24 protein-coding genes, 1 pseudogene and 1 riboswitch are annotated in these 19,787 nt (G+C 34.3%); of the genes and pseudogenes, 4 read left to right on the forward strand and 21 right to left on the reverse strand.

Annotation, left to right across the window (positions count from 1 at the left end; all coding sequences use genetic code 11):
• Positions 1 to 68: 68 nt before the first annotated feature.
• The 11 genes and pseudogenes from FS802_RS07100 to FS802_RS07155 all read right to left on the reverse strand — a co-directional run bounded on the left by FS802_RS07100 (position 69) and on the right by FS802_RS07155 (position 8,728).
• Positions 69 to 845: an ABC transporter permease gene (locus FS802_RS07100; protein WP_098653913.1), complete on the reverse strand. Its 777-nt coding sequence runs from the start codon at positions 843 to 845 to the stop codon at positions 69 to 71.
• Positions 845 to 1,747, reverse strand: coding sequence for an ABC transporter ATP-binding protein (locus tag FS802_RS07105; RefSeq protein WP_000528799.1), 903 nt, complete (start codon positions 1,745 to 1,747; stop codon positions 845 to 847). The genes FS802_RS07100 and FS802_RS07105 overlap by 1 nt, the downstream gene beginning before the upstream one ends.
• Before the next feature lie 14 nt (positions 1,748 to 1,761).
• Entirely contained in the window at positions 1,762 to 2,556 is a 795-nt protein-coding gene (locus FS802_RS07110; protein WP_000647930.1) for a hypothetical protein, read from the reverse strand.
• On the reverse strand, positions 2,553 to 3,251 hold the full coding sequence (locus FS802_RS07115) for an ABC transporter ATP-binding protein (protein ID WP_046958220.1): 699 nt from the start codon (positions 3,249 to 3,251) through the stop codon (positions 2,553 to 2,555). Before FS802_RS07115 ends, FS802_RS07110 begins: the two co-directional genes overlap by 4 nt.
• Entirely contained in the window at positions 3,248 to 3,628 is a 381-nt protein-coding gene (locus FS802_RS07120; RefSeq protein WP_000687513.1) for a GntR family transcriptional regulator, read from the reverse strand. Before FS802_RS07120 ends, FS802_RS07115 begins: the two co-directional genes overlap by 4 nt.
• 216 nt (positions 3,629 to 3,844) lie before the next feature.
• On the reverse strand, positions 3,845 to 4,813 hold the full coding sequence (gene nrdF / locus FS802_RS07125; RefSeq protein ID WP_098653914.1) for a class 1b ribonucleoside-diphosphate reductase subunit beta: 969 nt from the start codon (positions 4,811 to 4,813) through the stop codon (positions 3,845 to 3,847).
• A gap of 93 nt (positions 4,814 to 4,906) precedes the next feature.
• A complete protein-coding gene (locus FS802_RS07130; protein WP_306461252.1) occupies positions 4,907 to 5,857 on the reverse strand; it encodes a ribonucleotide reductase large subunit in 951 nt (316 codons plus the stop codon).
• A gap of 382 nt (positions 5,858 to 6,239) precedes the next feature.
• Positions 6,240 to 7,367: pseudogene (locus tag FS802_RS07135) on the reverse strand (ribonucleotide reductase N-terminal alpha domain-containing protein); the annotation flags it as partial.
• The gene (gene nrdI / locus FS802_RS07140; protein ID WP_000634376.1) at positions 7,354 to 7,713 is read right to left on the reverse strand and encodes a class Ib ribonucleoside-diphosphate reductase assembly flavoprotein NrdI; all 360 of its coding nucleotides are present in this window, start codon (positions 7,711 to 7,713) and stop codon (positions 7,354 to 7,356) included. The gene nrdI and the pseudogene FS802_RS07135, both read right to left, overlap by 14 nt.
• A gap of 476 nt (positions 7,714 to 8,189) precedes the next feature.
• Complete coding sequence (locus FS802_RS07150) at positions 8,190 to 8,507, reverse strand: hypothetical protein (RefSeq protein WP_000502200.1); 318 nt, start codon at positions 8,505 to 8,507, stop codon at positions 8,190 to 8,192.
• Positions 8,508 to 8,533: 26 nt separating this feature from the next.
• Positions 8,534 to 8,728, reverse strand: coding sequence for a hypothetical protein (locus tag FS802_RS07155; protein WP_000344283.1), 195 nt, complete (start codon positions 8,726 to 8,728; stop codon positions 8,534 to 8,536).
• A gap of 244 nt (positions 8,729 to 8,972) precedes the next feature.
• On the opposite strand from FS802_RS07155, the gene FS802_RS07160 reads away from it, so the two are divergent.
• The gene (locus FS802_RS07160) at positions 8,973 to 9,551 is read left to right on the forward strand and encodes a GNAT family N-acetyltransferase (RefSeq protein ID WP_000619522.1); all 579 of its coding nucleotides are present in this window, start codon (positions 8,973 to 8,975) and stop codon (positions 9,549 to 9,551) included.
• A gap of 37 nt (positions 9,552 to 9,588) precedes the next feature.
• Here the strand turns inward: FS802_RS07160 and FS802_RS07165 are convergent, their stop codons facing one another.
• Both FS802_RS07165 and FS802_RS30990 read right to left on the reverse strand, forming a co-directional pair.
• Positions 9,589 to 10,191, reverse strand: a complete 603-nt coding sequence (locus FS802_RS07165) for a histidine phosphatase family protein (RefSeq protein WP_098653916.1) — start codon at positions 10,189 to 10,191, stop codon at positions 9,589 to 9,591.
• Positions 10,192 to 10,279: 88 nt separating this feature from the next.
• Positions 10,280 to 10,435, reverse strand: a complete 156-nt coding sequence (locus FS802_RS30990) for a hypothetical protein (protein WP_176545829.1) — start codon at positions 10,433 to 10,435, stop codon at positions 10,280 to 10,282.
• Between the two features lie 264 nt (positions 10,436 to 10,699).
• Here FS802_RS30990 and FS802_RS07170 point away from each other — a divergent pair, with 264 nt between their 5' ends.
• On the forward strand, positions 10,700 to 10,885 hold the full coding sequence (locus FS802_RS07170; RefSeq protein WP_001165081.1) for a YkvS family protein: 186 nt from the start codon (positions 10,700 to 10,702) through the stop codon (positions 10,883 to 10,885).
• Positions 10,886 to 10,940: 55 nt separating this feature from the next.
• On the opposite strand, the gene queF is transcribed toward FS802_RS07170, so the two are convergent.
• Genes queF through queC form a run of 4 tightly spaced genes read right to left on the reverse strand, consistent with a single transcriptional unit; the run spans position 10,941 to position 13,319 of the window.
• Positions 10,941 to 11,438: a preQ(1) synthase gene (gene queF, locus FS802_RS07175; protein ID WP_000918895.1), complete on the reverse strand. Its 498-nt coding sequence runs from the start codon at positions 11,436 to 11,438 to the stop codon at positions 10,941 to 10,943.
• An 18-nt stretch (positions 11,439 to 11,456) separates the two neighbouring features.
• Positions 11,457 to 12,173 carry a 7-carboxy-7-deazaguanine synthase QueE gene (gene queE, locus FS802_RS07180; RefSeq protein ID WP_000036302.1) on the reverse strand — a complete coding sequence of 239 codons (717 nt, stop codon included), beginning with the start codon at positions 12,171 to 12,173 and terminating at the stop codon, positions 11,457 to 11,459.
• Positions 12,166 to 12,657, reverse strand: coding sequence for a 6-carboxytetrahydropterin synthase QueD (queD, locus tag FS802_RS07185; protein WP_000368411.1), 492 nt, complete (start codon positions 12,655 to 12,657; stop codon positions 12,166 to 12,168). The genes queE and queD overlap by 8 nt, the downstream gene beginning before the upstream one ends.
• Positions 12,657 to 13,319, reverse strand: coding sequence for a 7-cyano-7-deazaguanine synthase QueC (gene queC / locus FS802_RS07190; RefSeq protein ID WP_000711595.1), 663 nt, complete (start codon positions 13,317 to 13,319; stop codon positions 12,657 to 12,659). Before queC ends, queD begins: the two co-directional genes overlap by 1 nt.
• Positions 13,320 to 13,412: 93 nt before the next feature.
• Positions 13,413 to 13,456: riboswitch (PreQ1 riboswitch) on the reverse strand.
• A 206-nt stretch (positions 13,457 to 13,662) separates the two neighbouring features.
• Here queC and kinB point away from each other — a divergent pair.
• Complete coding sequence (kinB, locus tag FS802_RS07195; protein ID WP_002096779.1) at positions 13,663 to 14,871, forward strand: sporulation sensor histidine kinase KinB; 1,209 nt, start codon at positions 13,663 to 13,665, stop codon at positions 14,869 to 14,871.
• An 11-nt stretch (positions 14,872 to 14,882) separates the two neighbouring features.
• On the opposite strand, the gene FS802_RS31320 is transcribed toward kinB, so the two are convergent.
• The 4 genes from FS802_RS31320 to FS802_RS07215 form a co-directional block, all read right to left on the reverse strand.
• On the reverse strand, positions 14,883 to 14,999 hold the full coding sequence (locus FS802_RS31320) for a DUF6254 family protein (RefSeq protein ID WP_000038254.1): 117 nt from the start codon (positions 14,997 to 14,999) through the stop codon (positions 14,883 to 14,885).
• Between the two features lie 100 nt (positions 15,000 to 15,099).
• Positions 15,100 to 15,633, reverse strand: a complete 534-nt coding sequence (locus FS802_RS07205; RefSeq protein WP_087984814.1) for a DinB family protein — start codon at positions 15,631 to 15,633, stop codon at positions 15,100 to 15,102.
• A gap of 139 nt (positions 15,634 to 15,772) precedes the next feature.
• Positions 15,773 to 17,467 (reverse strand): M3 family oligoendopeptidase, encoded by a 1,695-nt coding sequence (locus FS802_RS07210; RefSeq protein ID WP_098653918.1) that lies wholly within the window; start codon positions 17,465 to 17,467, stop codon positions 15,773 to 15,775.
• Between the two features lie 159 nt (positions 17,468 to 17,626).
• Positions 17,627 to 18,073 carry a MarR family winged helix-turn-helix transcriptional regulator gene (locus FS802_RS07215; protein WP_000203345.1) on the reverse strand — a complete coding sequence of 149 codons (447 nt, stop codon included), beginning with the start codon at positions 18,071 to 18,073 and terminating at the stop codon, positions 17,627 to 17,629.
• Between the two features lie 194 nt (positions 18,074 to 18,267).
• On the opposite strand from FS802_RS07215, the gene FS802_RS07220 reads away from it, so the two are divergent.
• Entirely contained in the window at positions 18,268 to 19,764 is a 1,497-nt protein-coding gene (locus FS802_RS07220) for a DUF3149 domain-containing protein (RefSeq protein WP_098653919.1), read from the forward strand.
• Positions 19,765 to 19,787: the final 23 nt, after the last annotated feature.

Consider the following 19,787-nt stretch of genomic DNA (forward strand, 5'->3'; position numbering starts at 1 on the left):
TTCAATTGAAATCTACGAGAAAGTTATGTAATAAAAATCCCCGTTTTTACAAGCGGGGATTTCTTTTATTATAATACGTCACGTTTTTGGAATAATGCACTTGATGCTACAAGTAATACAACAAAGTATGCAGCTACAAGTAATAATGAAGTTGTAAATGTAAACTCTGTAAATGTTGGTTCCATTCCGCCACTTACTAGTTTATTACTATCGTACACACTTAAATTTAAATGGAAAAACACTACAAATTTCGCTACACCTTTTGCAAACATCATTAGTATCATATTAATTGGTCCTTGTAAAAAGAAGAGGAACATCGTAATAATCAATGGTAATACAGACTTTCTAAATACGTTTGCTAAGAAAAATGCAAGCGTCGCAAAGAAGAACGGTGAAAGTACTTGATATAAAGTAGATTTCATTACGATTCCTAACGTTAATTCTGTTTTACTACCATCCATTACAATTCCGCCAATAATCATTGCAATTAAAGTGCTAGCAAATATGATAAATACTATAGTAAGTAGCACTGTAATATATTTAGAGAATAAAACTGTAATTCGTTTTCTTGGACGGATTAATAACTGCTTAATTGTACCTTTTTGGAACTCATCAGTAATCATACGAGAAGCAATTGTAATCCCAAAAATTGTTGCAAACAAAGTAATTAAACCAATCTCTGAACTTGCAAAATCTAAATATGATCCTTTAAATTCACTTCCGTCTCCCCATTTCAGCATCGCTAAAACTCCCAAAATCTCCAATACTGCAATGACACCAATTAAAATATACATACCTTTTTTCGCATGTAACTTTAAAAATTCATTTTGAATTAATTTAAACATTACGCTTTCACTCCCCCTGTAATCGCTAAGAACTCATCCTCTAACGTTTTATTTTGAACAGTAACTCCGTATACAAGCACATCGTCATTTACAAGTTTTTTTACAAGTTGTGGGATTTCTTCTTTCATTACAGATACTGCAATTACATTTCCTTGCGTCTTACCTTTAATAATTTCATTTGCTTTCTGTACTTGATCTACTTCAAACGCTACAACTACTGTCTCATCGTGTTTCGCTTGTTCATGTAAGTTGTACTCTTGCACAAACTCACCTTGCTTAATAATAACGACGCGATCACACATGAGTTCAATTTCACTTAATAAGTGACTTGATACGATTACAGCAATATTCTCTTCTTTCGCTAAACGTTGTAAATAATCACGAATTTGGCGAATACCAGCTGGATCTAATCCATTTGTCGGCTCATCTAAAATTAAGATTTTTGGCTGATGAAGTAATGCCTGTGCAATTCCTAAACGTTGTTTCATACCAAGTGAATATGTTTTCACCTTTTTATGAATCGCATGCTCTAATTCAACAAGCTTTACAATCTCAGCAATGCGCTCTTTACTAATTGGTGTAATTGCCATATTCGCAAAATGCTTTAAGTTTTGCATTCCAGTCATATAATCATATAGTTCAGGATTTTCTACAATCGCTCCAATTTGCTCTAGCGCCTTTTCACGCTCCGTGCGAATACTATGACCACAAATTGTAATATCGCCCTCTGTCATTGATATAAGACCTGTCATCATACGAATTGTCGTCGTTTTACCACTACCGTTCGGTCCAAGAAACCCGTACACTTCCCCTTCGCGAACTTCAAATGATAAACCGCGGATAATTTCCGTTCCACCAATCTTTTTTCGAACATTCTCTAACTTTACTACTACGTTTCCCAATGTCGATTCCTCCTTTAGACTTCTAGTTTTTTATCGATTATGCGACCTGTTATATAAACAAGTAGAACAAATATACCGATTGAAAAAGTAAGACTATATAAATTCATAAGTCTTTCTGGATATAATATGAGATTCATATCCGCCGATTCATCTATATAAACTAATTTTTTAATAAAAGTAGGTATAGGCGCAAGTCGGCCCAGCATTTCATATATCAGATTGATTACTTTCGTTACTAGTAAAAATAGGAAGAAAATAATTACGTACTCCATTTTTTTCTTTTTCAAAGAAAATACTTTCACACCAGCTACTATAAAAAGTAAGACTAACAATATACTTGATAAATTAAATACATATAACACGCTACTAAATAACTGCTTTACCATATCTAGCGTAAGTGTACTTTCGGTAAATAACAATTCATGGAGTTCTGTACCTTTTATTACTTTCATCGAGATACTATAGAAAAACATAGCACCTATTAATTCAAAACACATTAAGCTAATTGCTGCATATGACAATATTGCTAAAACAATTTTTTTACCAGATATCGGTGTTAACCGAAATAATTTACTTTCAGTCATTTTCCCAAACGCAGACATCGCCTGCAGAAATACTAATACCGCAAAAATTAAATAAACTAAGAATACTAAAGCAATTGTAATCATTTGCCTTACTTCTCCTGATTCTTGTTTAATATAATTCCCCATACTTACAAAAGCGACAGCTGCAATAAATATGAATGACAATAACGAAATGAAAATTTGTTTTTTATTCGCATTGTACATATATATTAAACTGGCCTTCATCTACTAAACACCTCCTTAAACAAATCCGTAACAGCTTTTCCTCGTTGGAAACGTAATTCCTCTACATTTTCATGCAGTACACTTTCACCATCTTTTAAAAAGATTACTTCGTCAAAAATATTTTCCACTTCTCCAATTAAATGTGTTGCAATTAAAATCGTACAATCTTCGCGATAAAACTGTAAAATAAGTTCTAATACGTGTTCTCTAGAAACAAGATCAATTCCGCCAAGCGGTTCATCTAGTACGTATAACTTTGCTTTCCTCGAAAATGTTAAAATAATTTGTAGCTTTTCAACCATACCTTTTGATAAAGCTGTAATTTTTTCTTCTAACGGTATTTTAAATTCCGCAATCGTATCTACCGCTTTTTGAATGTCGAAGTCTTTATAAAAATCTCGATAGAAGAATAAAGAATCTTTTACCGTCATCCAATCATCAAATACTGGTTTATCCGACATAAAAGAAACAATTTCTTTCGTTTCTAATCCTACTTTTTTACCAGCGATTGTAATACTGCCTTCAGAAGGATGCTGCAGACCGGCAATCATTTTCAATAACGTCGTTTTCCCGCTTCCGTTATCTCCGACGAGTCCTATAATTTTCCCTTCCGTAATCTCTATGTTTAATTCACGGATCACTGCTTTTAATCCGTATCTCTTCCATAAGTTTTCTATTTTTAATAACTCTGTCATTCGCTCTCCTCCCTCTTCTCATGTAATGAAGAACGAAGGATTGTAAGAATTTCTTCTTCTGAAAAACCTAAATTGTCCATTCCATCTATAAAAGAATGAAGTAATTCTTTCGCCATCTCTTTTCGCAGCTCCATAATTTTCTCCCCTTCATTCGTTACATATCGACCCATTCCTCTACGTGTTACAACAACCCCATCCCGTTCTAGCTCTTGAAATGTACGCTGAATCGTATTTGGATTTACTTGTAATTCACTCGCTAATTCACGTACAGAGGGAATTTTATCACCAGGCAATAAATGTCCTGTTACGATTTCTTTTTTTATGTATTCCATTACCTGAATGTAAATTGGTGTATTTGGAGAAAACTCTATTTTCATTTCTTCCCTCCTTTTGTATTGGTGTACTAGTTAAATAATACACCGATACAAAAGGATTGTAAATACCCATTTAATTACAAAAAAGTTCTATCCAGCTAATGGATAGAACTTTTTTAACGAAAATCGTTATACGAAAATAATAGTGTTATGTAAACAAATCCATAAAGAAAAGCTGTCTTATCAATGAATAAGACAGCTTTTCTTTATGATCGTATATTAAAAATCAAACACGAAGTCATCGTCAGATAACTTTTCAACGTTCGTTGCTTTTACGTAACCATTCCCTTTTACAGAGAAGAAATCATGGTTTTTCGTATCTGTACGTAAACCATTTAAAACGATTGGGTTAATTTCTTCTTCTTCAAACTTCGGCTCAAGTCCTAAGTTCATAAGTCCTTTATTCGCATTGTAACGAACGAAACGATTTACATCCTCTACAAGACCGATAGAAGTGTAAATTTCTTCTGTGTATGCCATTTCAATTTCATATAGTTCCATTAATAACTCTTGTGTTTCTTTTTGCACTTCTTGTTGATCTTCTGCAGAAAGTTCTGCGAAGAGTTGTTGTGCTAAAATACCGACGAATACGCCGTGAATTGACTCATCACGAATTATTAGGTTAATAATCTCACCACTTGCCGTCAATTTACCTTGACCTGCTAAGTAAAGTGGGTAGAAGAATCCACTATAGAATAAGTAACTTTCTAAAAATACACTTGCTACCATTGCCATGTATAACTCTTTTTTCGTTACTTCAGGCTTTAATAAACGACGATAGTAACTAGTAACAATACCAGCTTTTTTCTCAAGTAATGGATGATTGTCTACCCATTCAAAAATATCATCAATTTCTTCTTCTGTAGCTAACGTTGTGAAAATATGACTGTAACTCTTCGCATGTACTTCTTCCATAGCTCCCATGAAAGCTAATACACTTTTCGCTTGTAAATTTTCAAGATGAACAAGTACAAGTGGCATCCCTTCGCCACCTTGTTTCGTATCTAACAGTGTTAAACCACCTAATACACGCTTATAAGCAACCTGCTCTTCTTTTGATAATTGTGCCCAAGTATTTTTGTCAGAAGATACCGCGATTTCTTCTTCTGTCCAAAACTGAGCGATGTTTTGCTTCCAAAACATTAAACTAAAATCATCTTCTTTTTTGTTCCAGTTTACCGCACGCATTCAATCGCCCCTTCTCTAAATAAACATGAAAAATTGATAACTAAGCATGAGCAGGGTTCAGAAAACCCTGCTCATGATGTCTCACTTTTTATATTAAACGGTACAAGCTACGCACTCTTCCACGCTTAACTTACGTGTTCTCGTATAATACAGACTCTTTAAGCCTTTTTTATGTGCATAGATGTAGTAACGTGCTAACTCACGTGTTGAAATATCACTGTTAACGTAAAGAATTGTACTAATTCCTTGGTCAATATGTTCTTGGATTTCTGCGATTAAATCAATTAATTTAAACTGATTCATATCGTAAGAAGATTTATAGTACCAGAACGTATCTTTTGATAAATACGGCATTGGATAATATGTTGTCGCATTCGCATATGTTCTTGATTCGATTTGACTTACGATCGGCATTACGCTTGAAGTTGCATTTTGAACGTAACTGATAGATTGTGTTGGAGCGATAGCAAGACGGTATGAATTATATAATCCATTCTTCTTCACTTGCTCTTTTAAACTTGTCCAATCTTCTTTTGTTGGAATATGAATTCCTTCAAATAGTTGCTGAACCTTTTCAGTTACTGGGCTGTAATCTGTCGTTTCATATTTTTCAAAGTATGTGCCATTTGCATAATCAGACTTATCGAAGTCTTTAAATGTTTCGCCTTTTTCTTTAGCGATTTCCATACTTTTCTCAATAGAGTAGTAATTTAACATCATAAAGAATGTACGAGCGAACTCTTTCGCTTCAGCACTTTCATATGCAATTTTGTTTTTTGATAAATATCCGTGTAAGTTCATTGCGCCAAGTCCAACTGAATGAAGCTCATCATTTGCTTTTTTCACAGTTGGTGCATTCGGAATGATCGTCATATCAGAAACAGCTGTTAAAGCTTCCATTCCCGCATGAACGGCTTCACGAATTTCTTTATTTTCCATTACATTTACGATATTTAACGATCCTAAGTTACAGTTAATATCACGACGGATAATATCCTCTGTACCGTAATCATTTATTTCAGAAGTTTCTTGAAGCTGGAAGATTTCTGTCTCGAATGTTCAACCGAGTCCGCTACTCCTCAGTCCGTTGCTCATGCAACTGCTGTATGTCACCATACAGGACAGACTATATCATCACCTACAGCATTACCTGATTAGGTGCTCCGCTTTTCGAACGCCAATCGCTTGCGCTCTACTCCCATAAGGGATAGTCGTTAGGCTTTTACTTATCTTAATCTTTCAGAAAGTCTCCTATTACTTTATGTTGTCCCATAACTCTGCTATACAAAATAATAAGATACATTCTGAACTTTTATATGTTCATTCTAAGATAAGATTTAGCACGGTAGGTTACCTCAAATTTGAGGCTTTCCCCGTTTAACGGAGTTTTCGACTAGCATTTCTACTAGAAGGTGCTACATATTTAACACAAGTTCGACATCTTCACAGTTCCAATATCCTTCAGTGGATGTTGGTTATTTGCATTTGATTTAAACATTAAGTATGGGTAACCAGACTCAAGCTGAATCATAGCAATTTTAATAAGCATATCACGTGCACTAATATCTAGCGGCTTCTTCTTCACTTTCGGATTGCTCATTAATTCATCGTACATTTCATCAATATCAATATCATCTAAATGCTTTCCGTATTCTTTATACACCGTATAAGGCGCGAAAACATGGAAAGGTTCGTTTTTCTCAGCAAGCTCGAAGAACTTACTTGGAACGATAATTCCGATTGATAGAGACTGAATACGGCTCTTCTCATCGGCATTTATTTTTTTTGTATCAAGGAATTCAATAATATCCCAATGGAAAATGTTTAAGTATACTGCGCCGGCTCCTTTTCGTTGCCCAAGCTGATTCGCATATGAAAACGAATCTTCAAGTAATTTCATAACAGGTACTACACCACTTGCAGCATTATCGATACCTTTAATTTGCTCACCGCGTGCACGTAGCTTAGATAAGTTTAAAGCTACTCCACCGCCGATTTTTGATAATTGCATTGCAGTATTAATGTTAAAGCCGATTGAATTTAAGCTATCATCCATCTCTAACAAGAAACAAGACACCATTTCTCCTCTTCTGCTTCGTCCCGCATTTAAAAAGGTTGGTGTCGCTGGTTGGTAGTTTTGTTTTACAATCATGCTTGCGAAGTGTTTTGCCTTCGCAACATCACCGCGTCCTAAGTATAATGAAACAATTGCTACACGATCTTCATAGCTTTCTAAGTATTGTTTTTGATCATTTGTTTTTAACGCATAATCTTTGTAGAACTTAGATGCTGCCATATAAGATTGGAACTCGAAGTTTTCACCATAAGCGATGTTATATACCTCTTCTACTTCCTCCAAGCTATACTCGTCCAGAACGTTGTAATAGTAATCATGTTCTTTCATATACTCCATTCGCTCTGCCACGCTATTAAAATGAACGGTATTCTCTCTAGCTTCTTCCATAAAGACTTCTAATGCCTCTTTATCTTTATGAAGCTGATAAAAACCGTCCTGCATTTGCGTGATTTCATTATTCAGTTCAATGTGTCGCAATCTCCCGCACCCTTTCCTTAAAATATTCTACATCGTTATTTGTTCCTGATAACTCAAATTTTGATACAATAGGCACTTCATATTTAGCAGAAATTTTGTCAGCACTTGCACCGAACATGTCTCCCCAGTTACGATTGCCGCTTGCAGATACGCCTTTTAATTTTTCATTATTGCGCTCTAAAAATTCTAAAACACGTTCTGGTACATTGCCAAAACCTGTTGTATACGTAATTAAAACAAAGTCTTCATCTATTACTAGATCTTCACCAATTTGAACGGCCGGCATATTTAATTTGTGAATGAAACGCTTCACGTTTCCTGTCATAGAATCATATGCAACTATCATTTCCGACCCTCCCTCTCCAATCTATACTCTCTGTATGTTGTTTCTTGATTTCTCTATATATTGTATTACGTTTCAAAATAAGACACAAGATATATGTATAAATTCTTTCTTTTTTTAAATTTTACTTTTCGACAAGACAGTCGATTTTTTTCAATACAATGACTATGAAACAACATTCTAAAACTCATGTCAATAAAGTGCTTTTCAAAAAAGTTGTCAACGAATTTAACCTTATTTTTAAAAAAGTTACCAATATATTTTGTCATAAAACGGCAAATGCTGGAGGAATATATTTCTCCAGCATCACGAAAAAAAGAACAGACATGAAACGATAATCTGTTCTAAAAAACGATTACATTTATCAATTTTACTTTATTAAATATTATACATATACTTTCGGTTCGCGTTACATACTAAAAGATAACTATTATAGAAAAAGATTATTATTATGGAAATTCAATTTATTTATGAAAAGATTATTCAGAGTGCTCAATACGCAAAATATCTTTTACAAATATATGATGTGGATTTTCATCTTTATCAATCATTGTACATACAGGAGCTTCTTCATCAAAGTACACAATCATTCCTTCTACGTACTGAAATGTATGTTGAACTTGTACAGTTACTTTAATTTCTACAGCCTCTTCATATGCTCTTTTTATTTTCTGAAGCATTTTTGCCGAACACTTTCGTTTCTCTGGGTACATGACCATCCCCATAAACCTATTGCCGGCTCTATCTTTCCACATATAATCCCAATGCGGTAATATGCCTTGTTTAAAATCGCCCATAATTCTCCTCCCCTATATTCTTCTAGTTACGAACGTGGCGTTTCTGAATATGTATAAATTACTTGTCCGCCGCGCTGCGCGTTTCCAATAATATGTTTAAAATCTTCACGCCCTACTACAACTTTCCTAAACGTATAAAATACATCTTTCGTTGCAACATACTCCTTTATTTCGCCATTTTTCAGCTGATCCAAAATTGTATTTGCTAATTGTTCATCCATGTATTTCACCTCTATGCAATATTTTATTTTATCGTATATTCTATAGGTCAACAACTGTAAAATTATCCAGGTGCTATACCTTCATTTCATTTTCATTATTCACAAACGATATTACTTTACTATATGTCCGCTAAATATCATATACTAACATAGCTACTTCTCTATATCAAACATTTCGACATTCAATTATGCAAAGTTCCATACCACTATGCTACAATATATAAATAGAACTAGGAGGGATACTATGATTCGGAAAGCAAAAAAGACAGATGCGAAGGCAATTGCGCCTTTATTGTATAACGCTCTGCACGAAATTGCTGAAAAAATCACAGGTAGCACTGTTGAAACAGAAGTATTACTAGGACTTGAAACATGGTTCTCAAAAGAGAGAAATCGACTGAGCTACGAAAACTGTTTTGTATATGAACAAGACGGAATTGCGGTCGGAATTATTGTCGCTTATCACGGTAGTGAAGCAACAATGCTTGATGCGCCAATTGTTCGTCACTTAAGAGAATTACATAAAAATGAGTCGATTACGTTAGAAAAAGAAGCTGAGCTTGATGAATATTACATTGATACATTATCAGTTTCAAGTGCATATGGCGGAAAAGGAATTGGTTCTAAATTAATTGAAGCTGCTGAAATCCATGCAACTGAAAAGGAGTATGAAAAAATCGCATTACTTGTTAATTTAGAAAACAAACGTGCCTATTCACTATATGAAAAACTAGGTTATAAAAAAGATCAAATCGTTATGCTTGTAGGCGAACCTTATGCACATCTCGTAAAAACATTAAACATCAAAATTTCTATATCTTAAAAAGAAAGCACACGATTTATATATAAATCGTGTGCTTTTATGTTAATTTTGTATTTAATACATTTCCATCCATCGCTTCGTGGAATGTATAGGTTGTACATCCCCATGGCTTCCTATGTAAAATAGGAGAACCAGACCATCCCATCGCTCTCAGCTCCGCACCAACCATTGCATTAATGTAATTATGACCTACAAGAGCAATACTTCCATGTACGAGAGCATAACGGTGTAATAAGTAAGCTGCTTGCCTTGCCCTCTCTCTTACTTCCTTATAAGACTCAACACCTTTATGGTAACCAAGTATCCATAATGTTCGCCCGATAAACATCCATACGTTAGGTTTACATTTCAACCATGTTGGAGCATAAAAACTCGTCGGAATTTCAGCTTCCCTAAAAAGAAAATTTTGCATAAAAGATAAAGAATTCATTAATTCAGCTGCTGACTGTATAGCACACCTTTGATCACTCGTTACAATCAACTTTGCTTCTTCAACCGCTTCCATTGTTTCCATTGGTATAGGTGCTTTTTCTGTTATAGTATGTAAGTCATATCCTTTCATCCATTCATGAAAGGATGTAACCGTCATTGGTTCTATAGTACGATCTAAGCGGCCATGACGAATAAAAGAAATCTTCATTCTTTCCACTCTCCATTCATCACTTACGAACTCTATTATGTACTATTTTTAAATATCATACCACGCAAAAAAAGAAAGTTATACACCTTTACATATCCCCGCCACTCTCATGTGTGATTGAAGCATATATACCATCCATCCCATCAAAATATGTAGTCGTTTCATGATGACGAATCTTTTTTAAATTTATATAAGAAAATACAAATAAAGTTAATGCTATAACACTCCCCACAAATTCAAACATCATTTTACCGCCTCTAATTTCTCCCACTTTAGTAGGTTATTGTATATTTTTCATTATACCCCTATATAAAGATGCACGCATTTAAACCGTTCTTTTTTTCTAATAACTTGGAGTTCTTGCATATTTTCTTACAAAATGTGAATATTTTTCGAATTTTTACTTTGGAAACATTTACAAACTAGACAATATGGTTCAAAATAAGAGGAAATAAAAAAAAACCAAAATTATTCTTTTTTTGGAAAACTGTAACAAGGAGAGTTGCTTATGCAGATCGCAGAAACTGGAGATATCATTGAATTTAAAGGTGGAATGCAAGGCCGTGTTCAAAAAGTAAATCAAAACTCCGTTATTGTAGATATAACAATTATGGAAAATTTTAGAGAACTAGATATGGAACCTCTTACAGTTGTAAGTCATAAAAACTATACTGTCATTAATCAAAATGCATAATATAATAGAAAGAAAGGATCTGTATAACATACAGATCCTTTCTTTCTATTATATATTAACGATTATCAATTGTTTCTGGATATAGATCATGGTTCATCATGCGGTAGTCTGCCATTTGTTCATACTTCGTGCCTGGGCGACCGTAGTTGCAGTAAGGATCAATTGAAATCCCTCCACGTGGTGTGAATTTCCCCCATACCTCAATGTAACGCGGATCCATTAATTTAATTAAATCATTCATAATAACGTTCATGCAATCTTCGTGGAAGTCACCATGATTGCGGAAACTAAATAAATATAGCTTTAAAGATTTACTCTCTACCATTCTTTGTTCTGGAATGTAGCTAATATAAATTGTTGCAAAATCTGGTTGACCTGTTTTCGGACATAAGCTTGTAAATTCAGGGCAATTAAATTTCACAAAATAATCACGGTTTGGATGATTGTTATCAAATACCTCTAAAATTTCTGGGCTATATTCAAATAAATATTTTGTATTTTGATTTCCTAATAATGTTACATCTTTTAAATCTTCATCTAATCTTCCTGCCATTTTAAACATCCCTTCTCATTATACTCCGCGTTTATTTCCCCATACTAACGCATGAAGCTGTGGCAATACTTTTGCATTATTCATTTCTTTACAGTTAACCGCTTTTTCAATAAGCCACTCATATTTATCTAATAATTTTTTAATCAACATCGCATCATCCACAGTTTTTGTATCATCATTCCCTACTTGTAAGAAGAATGGAACATCTGGATAACGTTCGTGCATCTTAACTGCATACTCAAAGTCATAATCGTCAAATACTACTACCTTTAAACTAATATCTTTTCCTGCTAGTTTCTGAATAACAGCATCTAACTTCTGAAAATCAGTATTCATCGTCGAACTTGGTGGTTTTGGAGAAATCGTTATCTCATCAATTTGAAGTAACCAATCTTGCCATTTACTCCCTTGCGTTTCGATTGCCGTCCGCATTCCATTCTCTTTTAATATAGAAAGAAGAAACTCAATATTTTTCAACAATGCTGGATTTCCACCTGAAATCGTAACATGAGAAAAATTTTCGCCACCAATTTCTACAAGCTCGTTCCAAACGTCCTCTGCTGTCATCTGTCTAATTTGTTCCTTAGCCGATCCATCCCACGTAAAAGCAGAATCACACCATGCGCAACTATAATCACAGCCAGCTGTACGGATAAACATCGTCTTTTGTCCCACAACCATTCCTTCGCCTTGAATAGTCGGACCAAATATTTCTAAGACAGGAATTTTACTCATCGAGCATCCACTCCCGTCTTACTTCCGCATAACTAGTTGGCGTCTCGAAAAGACGAACAAATTCAACACGAGCTCCTTTATATTCGTTCGCACGATTATCTTTTAGTAATGCTTCTGCCATCTTTTCATAAATCCAAACGACCATGTTTTCAGCAGTCGTATTCATTGCTGGTAACGTTTCGTTTAAATAACGATGGTCTAAATAAATTTCTATTTCATTCTTCCAAATTTCTTTTATATCTCCAAAGTCAATCGCAAGACCTATTTCATTTACATATCCACTAATCCCAAATACAACTTTATATGTGTGACCATGTAAGTTTTTACATTTCCCCTCATAACAGTGTAAATGGTGTGCTGCATCAAATGTAAATTCCTTGCTGACCATTACTCTTTTATTATGATATTTGAGCTGTTTACGCTGAATATCCTTGTCCATTTTTTGCAAATTTTCTACGATGCGAAATCCAAAGAAATTATCCATTAGTTATTTGCTCCTTCGCGTTCTTGTAGGTACGTATCTAATCCTGCTTTACGAAGCTGACATGCTGGACATTCACCGCAACCATCACCAATGATTCCGTTATAACATGTTAATGTTTTTTCTCGAACAAATTCGAATGCTCCAAGTTCATCTGATAATTTCCATGTTTCCGCTTTATCAATCCACATAAGTGGTGTATGAATTACGAACGGATAATCCATGGATAAATTTAAAGTAACGTTTAACGATTTCACAAACACGTCACGGCAATCTGGATAACCACTAAAATCAGTTTCACATACACCGGTTACAATATGACGTGCCCCAACTTGTTTTGCTAATACAGCAGCAAATGATAGGAATAGTAAATTTCGTCCATCTACAAACGTCGATGGCAATTCACCTTCTTCATGTGTAATCTCCATATCCGTTCTAGTTAACGCATTTGGAGCAAGTTGATTTAATAGACTCATATCTAGTACCGTATGTTTAATTCCTAGCTCTTTTGCAATTTCCGCTGCACAATCAATTTCTAGCTTATGACGTTGATTGTAATTAAACGTTACAGCTTCTACTTCTGCAAACTGCTCTATTGCCCAAAATAAACATGTCGTACTATCTTGTCCTCCACTAAAAACAACAACTGCCTTTTCTTTTTTCATTTCACTCATTCTCCTTCTCTACTACGAATAAGAAGAAAGAACGTTCTTGAACTGTCACAATAAAAAAACAAAACAATACCTAAAGATATTGTTGTTTCCATAGTTTTTTATAGAGGGAGTTCGCGAACCTCTCCCGTGCAATGCACGGAATTCCTTCTTTCATTGACAAAGCTTATTGTAACATATTGTATACTACCATAAAAATTTCTGATTTTTCCGCTATTTTTCATTTCATTTCTCTCATTTTATAGTATGATTAATTTAATGCGAGAAGAGAGGAGGCACACCACTGAAACCCTTTATTATTTATCTCTTTCTAAATATATTATTCATCCTTGTTACAATGCTCGTATACCATCTATTTTGGAATCAAAAAGGGAAACGTTCTCCTAAATTAAATTCAGCTATATTTATTGCATTATGTTGCCTCGCTACCATACTATGTATTACTTTCGGAGCAAAAACAAATTATGGATTTCAATTTGATATGCGCCATATCGTATTAATTGTCGGTACATTAACAGGAGGCCCTATTGCTGGTGCTTCCATCTTAACTGTATTAAACATATACCGCTTCTTATTAGGGGGAATAGGTGTTTTCCCATCGCTTATCGGTTCTATCCTTCTATTTATTGTCCTACTATTTACATATAAAGTTTTCAATCGAACTTCTAATCGTATAAAAGTAGCACTTGCCATTATCTACAGTCTCACATACGGATTTAGTTGGATACCTTTCTTCCTTTCAAAGGTTACAAATAAGACTGATTATATACCACATATTATTGTGTATGAGTTATGTACGATACTTGGTACGATACTTATTTTATATTTACTACACATATTACAAACTCAAGTTCGTCTTCAAAACGAACTTATGAATGCTGAAAAGTTTCATTTAATTGGAGAAATGGCAGCGTCCATTTCTCATGAGATTCGTAATCCATTAACTTCAACAAAAGGATTTTTACAACTTTTGCAGTCAGATACATGCACTGAGCAAGAGCGAAAATTATATATCGACATAGCCATTAACGGAATCGAACAAGCAAATCACGTTCTTACAGATTATTTAACCTTTGCAAAACCAAGTATTGAAAAAGAACAAACATTACAGTTAGAAGAAGAACTACTACACGCATTAGCGTTAATTACACCTCTTGCTAATTTAGCAAATGTGCGTACTCATTATATAAAGCAAAGCACTTCTTTTTTTATCGCGGGAGAAAAACAAAAACTAAATCAATGCTTGTTAAATATTTTAAAAAACTGCATTGAGGCCATGCCAAAAGGCGGTGATCTTTATTTCTCATTAGTTCCTGATCATAAGCATATTCAGTTATATATAAAGGATACAGGAGTTGGTATGGATCAAGAACAAGTAAAACGCCTTGGATCCCCTTTCTACTCAACGAAAGAAAAAGGAACTGGTCTTGGAATGATGGTCGTATTCAGTGTTATTCAAGCTATGAACGGAAAAATTGATATTATAAGCGAAAAAGGTACAGGTACAACCTTCTTATTAACTTTTCCACTCATACAAAAAACGTGATGAAATACTCATCACGTTTTTTCTGTTCCTTCAACTAATTCAGCAAAGGCTTTCACTTTACCATGTGGTTTTTGATTTTCTTTACGTGCTTTCCACGCGCGCTCTTCTTCTTTCTTTTTCTTGGACATACTTTTCAACTCCTTCTGTTCTTTCTCCATGTAGTATTCCAAAATAAGAAAGAAAACTATGCACGCATCAAAAAAGAAGTGGTCTCCCACTTCCTTCTGATTATCGTTGCAAAATTGCGTGTTTCGCCTCTTTTAACTGCGTAAGATGTCTTTGTTCATGCAAATCAAGAAATTGAACCCACTGATACAAATTCAAATCATTAAAAATAGGATGCTTTAATCCATTTTCAAATAAATCTTTTTCATCTATCACACTATGAAGCGCGTGTAATAGTTCTTGTCGTGAATGCTCTAGTAATTGAATTCCTTGCTGTTTTTTCATTAAAGTTTCTGTTGGTTCCATTTGCTGAGGAGCTTCTCGTTTATGTGTGCGATCAAGCGTAAGTTGGAGGTCTTTAAATGGAGTCGTGTTTCTTTCATTTTTTTGTAAAGCATATACAAGGGCAGATGTAACTGATTGTTCAACTAAATGCAAGTGATGCAAAATTTGAATAATACTCCATTTATCACGGCGTGGCTTTACATTCACTTCTGTATCATTTAACATTTCAATTTCTGATAATAGCGTGCTTCGAGTAGACTGTAATGAGTTCACCAAACTTTCTAAACTCACATCCATATTAGATTGAAGCATACTTCTTTCCCCCCTTTTTGTTGGTGAAAAGAGGTGCTCCTTATTAGAAACACCTCTTTATTATTCTGAATTTTCTTTTATTATCTCATCATTTTCTCGTTATGTCGATGTTAAACATGTGAAAAAAAGCGCATGTTTTTTACAATTTTGTGTCGTCAATCGCATGTAGCCACGCTTCAATTTCTGTAATGACACTTTTCACACAACCTTCAGCAAATGGTGATGTTAAATTTGCAACTTCTACTAATTCCAAGAATGATTTACTTCCACCTTGTTGACACAGATTCACATAATCTTCCCATGCCTCTTGTCTATTATCTCTTGCACGTTTCCAAAATTGCAGTGCGCAAATTTGTGCTAATGTGTAGTCGATATAATAGAACGGCGAGCTATAAATATGACCTTGACGTTGCCAGAATCCACCGCGCTCTAAATAATCATTATCTTCATAATCACGATGCGGCAAATACTTTTTCTCTATATTACGCCATGCTGTCTTACGCTCTTCTGGTGATGCTTCTGGATTTTCATATACATAATGTTGATATTCGTCAACAGATACACCATACGGTAAAAACAGAAGTGCTGAACTTAAGTGAGAGAAATAATATTTATCTGCATCTTCTTCAAAGAATGACTTCATCCATGGCCATGTAAAGAATTCCATACTCATAGAATGAATTTCACATGCTTCATACGTTGGCCAATTGTATTCTGGAATTTCAAACTTACGACTTTCATATACTTGGAAAGCATGACCAGCTTCATGTGTTAAGACATCAATGTCGCCAGATGTTCCGTTGAAGTTTGAGAAAATAAATGGCGCTTTATAATTCTCAATATATGTACAATATCCGCCACCAGCTTTTCCTTTTTTCGCAACTAAATCTAATAAATCATTATCTAGCATGAAATTGAAAAATTCATCCGTTTCAGCCGATAACTCTTTATACATCGTTTTCCCATGATTAACAATCCAATCCGCATCTCCTTTTGGAGTTGGATTACCAGTAGCAAACTCAAAGTTTTCGTCGTAATATGCTAACTTCTCTACACCGATACGTGCTTGTTGTCGTTTTCTTAATTCCGTTGTAACGGGAACGATATAATCAAGTACTTGCTGACGATAATTCGCGACCATTTCCGCATTATAATCTGTACGGTACATTCTTGCATATCCAAGTTCAACAAAGTTTTTGAAACCTAAAGATTTGGCGATTTTCGTTCTCACTTTAACAAGCTCATCATAAATACGATCTAACTCTTTCTCATTCTCAGCTAAAAATCCGTAATATGCTTCACTTGCTACTTTACGTTCACTTCTTTCTTTCCCTTGCATAAATGGAATAAGCTGTGATAACGTTCTTTCTTCTCCTGCAAAGTCAATTTTTGCAGATGCCAATAACTGCGTATATTGTGAAGACAATTTATTCTCTAATTGTAAATCTTTCACAACTTCATCAGAGTATGTTTTTAAATCACACTCCGCTAAAGCAAATAATTGCTTTCCATAATACGCTTCTAATTCTTCACGGAATGGAGAATTAATTAACGCATTATAATACTTTGTACCATATCCTTGTACAACTGGAGAGAATTCATCAAAGAAATCTTGCTCTTCCTTATAAAAAGCATCTGTCGTATCAACAGAATGACGAATGTAACAAAGATTCCCCATTGTACCGAAGTCGTTGCGAATTTCATTAATTGAATTGATGACTTGTTTTTGTTCTTCTACCGTTTTTACGTTATCAAACTTCTCTAAAGCAACAGTAAACTTTTCTTTTAATTCTTCAATATTTGGCCGTTTATATTCATAGTCTTTAAATGACATGAACGAGCCTCCTCTCCATTATGTGCATCCTTATATAATTCAATGCTTACGTACAAATCTCCTCTTATTCTTCAACAAAATACGGCAGATGCTGTCATAATTACATGTAAACAAAAGAGCCTTGGATTTCTTTATCCAAAGCTCTTTTGGAACATACTATTATTTTTCATATTTTCCAATCTTTTTTAATAGATCAAGTAATTCATCCTTTTCCTCTTTCGTTAACATTTCAAAAGACTGATGTATAACTTGCTCATGCCCTGGAAAAATAGAAGCAATAAAGCTCTCTCCAGATTCAGTTAGTTGTGCATAAATAACACGTCTGTCATTCGGGCACGGAATTCTCTTTACTAGTCCCTTTTTCTCTAGCTTATCTACAACATATGTAATGCTGCCACTAGCTATTAAAATACGCTCACCAATTTGCTGAAGTGGTTGACCGCCTTTATGATATAGCAGTTCTAATACAGCAAATTCAGTTGGATTTAACCCGTTACTTTGTATAGATTTATTTGTAGTATCCATAACAGATCGATGTACACGAGATAATGCAATAAATACTTTTAAAGATTGAGAAATATCTTCTCGTTCATTATTTGATGTCATACAACTTTCAACCCTTCACTTAAATTCTCAGTAATAAAAAGAAAAAACAACTTAGTACTTCATGTAAATTCCGAATGAGTATTCACTCATTCATTTCCTCTCCCCAAATATATTATGAATGATTCTTGAATAAAAACATGACAATTTTAACATAGTTTATATATAATGATAATAAAAAAGAAGGAGTACCAAATTTGAAAGTCAAATTCCACAGCATAGTTTTATATATATTACTTGTTATCCTACCAACAATAGGAATTGGTGCTACATTTTATTCATATCATTCGTATAAAATGAAACAGGAAAACAAACTATCTGCTCACACGGTTCTCTTTTTATATAGAGACTATTTAGATCATCACCTTGGTGAAGCAATTTCCGCATTAGAAATGCTCTCAAAGGTCATAGGAACCGAGACTGGAAATATAAATGGAGTTAAACAAATTGTACATGATACAGATGGAAACGATGCACGTTTTTCTGGTTTATATTACGCTACACCAGAAGGCATCATTACAATCGCATCCGAAGGCGACCGACCACCTGTTGATGTCTCAGATCGTAAATATATTCAAGACGTATTGCAAACGAAGAAAACAACTGTATCATCAGTCATTACAGATCGTGTTCTTGGACATCAAGCTATTATGATTGCTTCTCCCATTTTCAATAAACAGAAGGAAATCTCAGGCTTATTGTTAGCAAGTTTACGCTTTGACTACATTTCATCATCTTTAAATGCCATTAAGCCACAATACCATTTTGAAGTAACTGATAAACATGATGTAGTTTTTCTCACCGATGATAATAACGAAACAAGTGATGCGCATTCTAATATGCTTACTACCCCACTCAAAAGATTAAATTGGAAGGTCTCTGTTTCTCCATTGCCTATCCATCAAAAAACTTTATATCAGTGGGTTGCAATAGAGTGTATAGCTACTTTATTTTTAATGTCTATTTTATTTTTACTTGCTCAATATATGTTGTTAAAACGTCAAACAAAACTGGAAAGACAACAAAATGAACTACAAAAAATTGAATTGGTTGGAACTTTTGCAGCTAGTACAGCCCACGAAATCCGTAATCCTCTTACCGGAATTAAAGGGCTCGTCGCTCTATTAAAAGAGAAATATAAAGATGAACAAGATCAGTTTTATTTTTCCGTCATCGAACAAGAAATAGAACGGATTAATGAAATTGTAAGCGAATTTCTTATTCTTGGAAAGCCAACTGCTATCATTGAACAAACATATGATGTGAGAACCATTCTAAATGAGGTAGCATTAATTATTCAATCTGAGGCGAATCTACATAACATTGTGTTCCATTTACATTTGCCAGACCATCCTGTTCATATCCGTTGCTCAAAAGACCATATGAAACAAGTGGTTTTAAACATTACAAAAAATGCAATTGAAGCCATGAATTCTGGTGACACACTGACCATTTCCGTAACAAACAATGAAACACACGCACAATTGAAAATTACAGATACTGGAAAAGGGATTCCAAAACATATTCAAAAACACCTCTTTCATCCGTTCTTTACTAATAAAGATACTGGAACCGGTCTTGGACTTGTCATATGTAAACGAATTGTAGAGATGTACAATGGGCATATTTTTATTGATAGTATAGAAAACGAAGGAACGACAGTTCATATCGAAATTCCGTTACACCTAGTATAATTATCCTTATCCCAAAAGGGTAA

Origin of the sequence: Bacillus sp. DE0042 (assembly GCF_007680225.1) — a bacterium.
GTDB lineage: Bacteria > Bacillota > Bacilli > Bacillales > Bacillaceae_G > Bacillus_A > Bacillus_A wiedmannii.